This window comes from Collinsella sp. OF02-10, assembly GCF_003463445.1.
Taxonomy (GTDB): domain Bacteria; phylum Actinomycetota; class Coriobacteriia; order Coriobacteriales; family Coriobacteriaceae; genus Collinsella.
Genome location: NZ_QSCW01000022.1, coordinates 1 through 6,451 on the forward strand (window position 1 = coordinate 1; position 6,451 = coordinate 6,451).

General features: G+C 55.6%; 10 protein-coding genes and 2 tRNA genes. All 12 read left to right on the forward strand.

The window, feature by feature from the left end:
* Positions 1 to 556, forward strand: a 556-nt coding sequence (locus DXA43_RS10285) for a hypothetical protein (RefSeq protein WP_199580559.1), incomplete at its 5' end; no start/stop codon positions are given.
* Between the two features lie 239 nt (positions 557 to 795).
* Positions 796 to 1,062 (forward strand): hypothetical protein, encoded by a 267-nt coding sequence (locus DXA43_RS08970; RefSeq protein WP_117636055.1) that lies wholly within the window; start codon positions 796 to 798, stop codon positions 1,060 to 1,062.
* Entirely contained in the window at positions 1,062 to 1,340 is a 279-nt protein-coding gene (locus tag DXA43_RS10625) for a DUF4160 domain-containing protein (protein WP_117806910.1), read from the forward strand. The genes DXA43_RS08970 and DXA43_RS10625 overlap by 1 nt, the downstream gene beginning before the upstream one ends.
* Before the next feature lie 54 nt (positions 1,341 to 1,394).
* On the forward strand, positions 1,395 to 1,655 hold the full coding sequence (locus tag DXA43_RS08980; protein ID WP_158564974.1) for a nucleotidyltransferase family protein: 261 nt from the start codon (positions 1,395 to 1,397) through the stop codon (positions 1,653 to 1,655).
* Positions 1,656 to 1,852: 197 nt separating this feature from the next.
* A complete protein-coding gene (locus DXA43_RS08985) occupies positions 1,853 to 2,521 on the forward strand; it encodes a DUF3990 domain-containing protein (RefSeq protein ID WP_117806913.1) in 669 nt (222 codons plus the stop codon).
* Entirely contained in the window at positions 2,502 to 3,191 is a 690-nt protein-coding gene (locus tag DXA43_RS08990) for a helix-turn-helix domain-containing protein (protein ID WP_117806915.1), read from the forward strand. Before DXA43_RS08985 ends, DXA43_RS08990 begins: the two co-directional genes overlap by 20 nt.
* An 11-nt stretch (positions 3,192 to 3,202) precedes the next feature.
* Positions 3,203 to 3,388 carry a hypothetical protein gene (locus tag DXA43_RS08995; RefSeq protein WP_117806916.1) on the forward strand — a complete coding sequence of 62 codons (186 nt, stop codon included), beginning with the start codon at positions 3,203 to 3,205 and terminating at the stop codon, positions 3,386 to 3,388.
* Complete coding sequence (locus DXA43_RS09000; RefSeq protein WP_117806917.1) at positions 3,385 to 3,900, forward strand: Fic family protein; 516 nt, start codon at positions 3,385 to 3,387, stop codon at positions 3,898 to 3,900. Before DXA43_RS08995 ends, DXA43_RS09000 begins: the two co-directional genes overlap by 4 nt.
* Positions 3,901 to 4,140: 240 nt before the next feature.
* A tRNA-Val gene (locus DXA43_RS09005) sits at positions 4,141 to 4,215 on the forward strand.
* Positions 4,216 to 4,598: 383 nt separating this feature from the next.
* Positions 4,599 to 5,756 carry a hypothetical protein gene (locus tag DXA43_RS09010; RefSeq protein ID WP_117806919.1) on the forward strand — a complete coding sequence of 386 codons (1,158 nt, stop codon included), beginning with the start codon at positions 4,599 to 4,601 and terminating at the stop codon, positions 5,754 to 5,756.
* Between the two features lie 411 nt (positions 5,757 to 6,167).
* Positions 6,168 to 6,240, forward strand: a tRNA-Ala gene (locus tag DXA43_RS09015).
* A 75-nt stretch (positions 6,241 to 6,315) separates the two neighbouring features.
* A partial coding sequence (locus tag DXA43_RS10385) for an ATP-binding cassette domain-containing protein (protein WP_199580560.1) occupies positions 6,316 to 6,451 on the forward strand: 136 nt, incomplete at its 3' end.

Below are 6,451 nucleotides of genomic sequence, written 5' to 3' on the forward strand. Positions count from 1 at the left end.
GGGCGTGCGCGCCTATGGCGTGTGTCTGCTGGGCGGGGCTGCCGGCGGTGGCGCGGCCGGGCAGCTTACCGTCGATGCGTCCTGGCTGGATGCGTCGGGCGCCGACGGCGGCGTCGCCTGCCTGGGCGGCTCGCTTGCATCCGCGCGCTTTGTGGCTCCTGCGGGCGGGGCCTTTGGCGCGGGCGGCGTGGTGGATGCCGACGGGGCCGCGGCAGCGCATGTGACGATCGAGCCCGAGGGCGCTGCTGGCCCGGCGGGGGAGAGCGATGCGCGCGATGTGCCGGGGGATGGTCCTTCCGTCCCTGGCACTGACCCCGCTACCGGAGAGCCAGCTACGGATCCGTCGACGAATCTCACTCTGAAGCCAGCGGCCGCGACTAAGACAGTGACCACGACAACAGTGACTAACAACACGGCCGCCAAGACCTCCAGGCTCAAGGCCGCCACCGCGACTTCCTCGTCACTCCCCAAAACCAGCGACAGCCATTGGATTGCCGTGTCCGGCTTGCTTTTCGTGCTGGGAACAGCGGTTCTTAAAGCTGCGCGCCGTTGCTGATGCTCCCGATTTCCGTATGTGCGGGAAAACCGGAGCCCGCCGAGCGCAAGCCAAATTCTGTTAATAAAACCGCAGGTCGCGAAAGCGCAAAACCGGGTTCTGGTCGGCAGAACTCGGCCCCCACCACTTCTGGACAAGGCCAGCTGTCAGAGTTCGTGTCTTATAGGAATTATTTAATTCACGCCGCGTTAAGTCTAGTCTGCTCCTTATACTCGAATATAAACACTAAGGAGGTAGTCATGTTTTGGAGCTATGTTCAGCTTGATGATGGCACCCAATTTGCCTACTCAGAGACAAGAGAAGACGGAACCGTTCGCGTGGCCGTCGAGCGCCCGGTTGACTTTGGCTTTGACCATGCGGAATGCTTCTTGCCTGCGGTCAAATGGTTCAACGTCGAAGGATTTACTGCTGATGACCTCAATTTCTTGACCGAATTTGTTAGATCAAACGCCCCGTTTATCTTCGAGCTCGCCGAACGCCAAAAAGCCGGACCGGCGGTGGCATAATGCCTCGAGTTCTTATTTTTGGGCAGTACGTTCTGTTCTTTTGGATTTCGGAAAACGGAGAACCAATTCACATACACGTAGGTGTAAAGAGGGCGGCTGCTAATTCGACCAAGTTTTGGCTGACGAAAGACGGCGGATGCAAACTTGCCAACAACGAGAGCAAGATTCCGGCTAAGGATCTCAGAGATCTTTCAAAACTAATCACCATGAATCATCAATTCATATGTGACAAGTGGTGTGAAACCTTTGGTGATGATTCGCTGACGTTCTACTGTTAAACGCCCAATTGAGACATGGTTTCACTTGCTGACATATCATCTGCGGCCTCCCGCATGCTGGTTCAATACGACGTCAGCGAGGCATATTTATTTGGTTCGTTTGCTCGAGGCGAGCAAACGCCTGATAGCGATATTGACTTGCGCCTAGTCTGCGGCAACACCATGACGTTCGGCACGCTTTACGAACTCTCCCATGAGCTCGAGAAGGAGCTTGGGCGAAAGGTTGATATCGTCACCAACCCACCAGAGCACATGCGCCCGGCCTTCCGCAAAAGCATCGAACAGGATGAGGTGCGCATCTATGAAGTGCTGTAGCAGGCTGAGGCGTTAGTGTGCTCCGGCGTTATCAGCAAGTCTTAATTTTGCCGCATACTTCCGGGCTCGGCGAGTCTTAGAAGTCAGTATGGATCTCAAACTCTGTTCCAGACATCCTCTTGCTCTTTGAATACAGGTATCGCTCTAGCGATAGTGTGCTATACTATCTCTAGAGCGATACCTTTTAGGAGGCTCGCATGGAACTGTGGCATGGTTCTCAGAAAATTATTGAGACTCCCCAGCTTGGCCTGGGGAAAGTCCATAACGACTATGGACGGGGATTCTATTGCACAGAGAGCCTCGACCTTGCAAGGGAATGGGCATGCTCGCGTGATGCCGATGGCTTTGCGAATCGCTATGAACTCGATATGGCCGATCTCAAGGTACTCGACCTGCTATCGCCGCATCATTCAGTTCTGCATTGGATTGCGTTGCTTGTAGAGCATCGTTCTTTTCGCAAGGACACCGCTATTGCCGTGGGGGCGTGCGAATATCTCTACGATCATTTTCTACCTGACACTAGCGTTTACGACGTGATAAGGGGATGGCGTGCGGACGACTCGTACTTTAGCTATGCCAGAGCTTTTGTGAACAATACGATTACCGTCGATCAGCTTGGTCGATCTATGAGGCTCGGCAACTTGGGAGAGCAGATTGTACTTAAAAGCGAGCGCGCGTTTAAGAGCATTCGTTTTGCTGGATTTGAACGTGCGCCGCAAGCTATGTATGGTTCATTGGCCAAGGAGCGAGATGAAGTGGCAAGGGCGCAGTATCGGGAGCTACTTACCGAAAACCCGTTTGAGGGAATTCGTATCGTCGATATCATTCGAGAGGGGATGACGGGCGATGACCCACGCCTACAGTGAGATGTATCTCGAGGATGCCATGAGAACGCTGGGCGAGGCGGTCGATTTTGCCCTCTGTGACCAAGGGCTGACTCCAGCTGAGTTGACGGCGATCCTGTCGAACGCTTTTGAGATGAAACAGTTAGAGCGCGGTATGCCTCGTGTTGTCTGCGGCATGGCGGGCGACGAGCTCGCGCGCGATATTATCGCCCATGCGGGACTGGTCCCCGTCGAATGCAGGGAGACCTATCCGTTCGACCGTTCGCCCCAGTATTGGGCGGGCTGGGTTTTGGCCTATACGCAATGGATGTGCAGCCTGGGCTTTAATGAGCTACTCGAAGTCGCTCCTCTTGATTGGATCATCGGCTCGTACCATCCGCTCCACGAGGCCTCCGAAGACAAGTTTGCCCAGATTGTCATTGATAAATGGAACGATGCCCAGGCAGACAAAAAGGGCCTCAAAGCGGCACGAAAGGCGGCCGGCCTAACGCAAAAACAGCTCGCCGCCCAATCGGGGGTTAAACTTCGCGCCATACAACTCTACGAGCAGAACCAGCTCGACCTACGCCGCGCCTCGGTCTCCTCGGCATTGGCGCTCGCAAACACGCTCGACTGCAGTATTGAAGACCTCATCTGGCAACCGATCGTTCTGGAGTACGACTCGCAGTCTTTTCCATCTACGAAGCTATAAAGGAGACGCACATGCTTTGGAGTCATGTTCAGCCAGATGACGGCACTGGTCGCGCTACTCAAGAAGATTACTCAGTAGTGCACGAGGCAAATTCAGCATCACCGATTTTGCTCGACGGCTTTATGTCGATCGACCATGCAGTTGAGTTAACCATCGCCGCCATGCCCAACGCGCTCAGACTCTTGGAGAACTCATGATGGCGACTACGCAGCGAGGCGCGCATCCGTTAGCGCCGCTCGTACTCGATGATGCCGGTTCGCTCGAAGCTATGGCCGCGGCCGTGATGCGCCTACACAGCACGCTGATGACGGTCGGGCGCTGCTATACGACCGACGCCACAGGCGACCGGGCCGCGCTTGAGCTTGGACGCATCGAGTCCGTGCTTGCGGGTGCATTCTGTACGATATTCGGCCAATCGCCAACCGATCGCTTCGCAGACATCTTTGACCAGGCCACCTACGTCGCCGAGCACATGGTCAAGGACCACATCTTTGAGGACGGCAACAAACGCATCAGCCTTGTCTTTGCGTTGGCCGTTCTAAGGCTCGTCGGCAGTCCGGTCGTCCTGTCCGACAGCCCGGAGGCAAAAGACAACCAGTACTACGCTTGGATCCAGGACCTCGTTTCCGGAAACCGCTCTCGCGCCGACCTCGCCGAAGAGCTGCGCCGCGGTTGCGTTGCGGGCACGGGCGACCCGTCGCACGTATAGAACCAAAGCATCCGCACGCCGGTAATTGAATTGATTGGACACCACATGGATATCCCCAGCACCCTGCGCTGCCGCCCCGAGACTTCTTGGATAAAGCGGTAAATGGTGGTTTGGCTGCGGTTTTGCCGATTGTTTTGCTTACTTTTGCTTGGCTTGCACCCACGAATTTAAAATCGGGGGCAAAAAGTTCTTGGTAAACCACGCGCGGCTATGATAGTATCTCTTTTGCCGAAAGGCGACGGGCGATTGGCTCAGGGGTAGAGCATATCCTTCACACGGATGGGGTCACAAGTTCGAATCTTGTATCGCCCACCATCAAAAGCACAGGTCAGAGGTGTTAAATCTCTGGCCTTTTTCTTTTTGACACCAAAGGTGACACCACAACTAAATCGTGGTCGTCTAAGGCATAATTTTTTATCACAACCTTTTTTGCTGACGTCATTGCATGTTTTGTATAAAACGCATGCGTATTTTCATTGAATTCCCCATGTGATTCATGCGCAAATGTGAAGACAGGGACCACACGCCCAGAACTCCTTCCAGCTGATTTCTATCACACGAGGGATTTTCGGCAGAACTCGTCAAGCTATTGGTCAGTGTTTGGTCAGCTTCCGGTACTTACCCGCATGATGCCCCAGTAGATAATCGGCGATGTCCGCAATCCGCACGGCCTATGGCCGATACCAGGGGAGACGCAAATGGACGAAATCATCTGCGCAAACACCGCATTCCGTTACTGGCGCTGCCCACCGCAGGTGCGCGATCTCTATCCGCGCCTGCCCAACTCCGAAGACGGCTGGCGAGCTCTGTCCCAAGCCCCTTTCGTAACCGAAGTCCTCAAGACCCCAATCATTACCACGACAGCGCCTGGTGGCGTTAACTACCATTCGGGTTTGCGAACGACAATCCACTGCGAAGACGCTTCGGGGGTGGACAGTACGTTGGAAACCACATTGGGCTTTAGGGTAACCAACCCACTTTCGACGCTATTTACCATGGCGCGCTTTGTGTCTCCATTCGATCTTGTCCTTGCCATGTACGAATTCTGCGGGTGGTTCTCCGTCTTTAAGCCCACCGCTGCGATAGAAGCGGAACTACGGAAAGCCGATGACGCCGTTAAAGGAGCCACCACCGAATCCCTCTTTGAACTCGATGAAAGCCAAGACGAAGCGCCGTGGAAACGCGTTTATGCGCGCATAAAAGTCAGAGAACAGGTGAATGCGAAGGGGCCCAATGGACAAAAGAAAACGAATGAGGTCACAAAGCTAAAGGGCACTTCGCTCTGGATGAGGAAGCCGCTCATCGAAATACACGAGCTTCATGAGTACGCCAGTAAGATGAAAAAACGAAAGTGGGGTACGAAGTTTTACAACGCCGCGCAGCTGGTGACGGGCATAGCCGCTTCTCCGCTCGAAGTTGCAGGAATTTTATTGCTATCGCTTCCTCGCTCTCGCGGCGGCGCCGGTTTTAGAAACGTTTACGTCAACGACCTTACGCCGCTAACCGCATCGGCGCAGAGCATTGCAGGGCAAAAAGTCTGCTACGGGGATATCGTGATCGTGAATCCAACCATAATGAAGGCGGGCATCGTGGAGATTCAGGGCGAGGTCATCCACGGATCAGGCGCCGTGCTCGACCACGATGCCAAACGCATGACGGCGCTGCAAAGTATGGGGTATGACGTCTTCCTGGTTACGCACGACATGCTTAACGATGCCGAGCAGCTTGATGCGATCGTGCGAAGTCTTTGCTCGCGCTTGGGTTTGCGCTATAGGCGCAAAACTAAGGCGCAAAAGACAACGGAAATGGAGTTACGAGCCAACGTATTGTGCAATTGGATGGAAATCGGTCGTTAGATGGGTGCCCTACTCACTTCCGGGCGCCCTCGGTCGGCTGCGCGCGACGCTGCCGCCACGGAACCGGCCCATCTACTACGTTTAGCCCCGACCCCTCGACCATACCCCGTATTTCGCGAAAACCGCAGGCCGTCTACCTGCGGTTTTATTTTTGCCCGAGACGTCATGGTCGGGGGATGTGGGCCAAACGTAGTAGATGGCCCGGTTCCGTGGCGTGAGGTCCCCGGGGGCGGCCGGGCGGGTGCCGGGAAGGAGGGCGGCGGCCACGCCGCCGCCCGCGGGGCGCGCCCCGCGGGCAATTCCGGGCATCGCGTGTCTCTTCGGCCTCGTGCCCGTTCCGCGCGCCGCAGAATATTTTCCAAAATTGTCCTTGCATCGTCGTCCGAGTTCCCGTATAGTACTTTTTCGCACGGGGGCGTAGCTCAGCTGGGAGAGCGCTTGACTGGCAGTCAAGAGGTCAGGGGTTCGACCCCCCTCGTCTCCACCCGAGCATTGAATGAGGCTCCAACGCAAGTTGGGGCCTTTTTTCATATAGGCACACAAGGTCAAAGGCGGCACCATGATCCTCCTGGTCGACAAGATCGAAAAAAGCTTCGGCGCGCGCGTCCTCTTTAGCGGCGCGTCCTTCCAGATCAACCCCGGCGAGCGCTTCGCGCTCGTTGGCCCCAACGGCGCCGGCAAAACCACCATGCTCA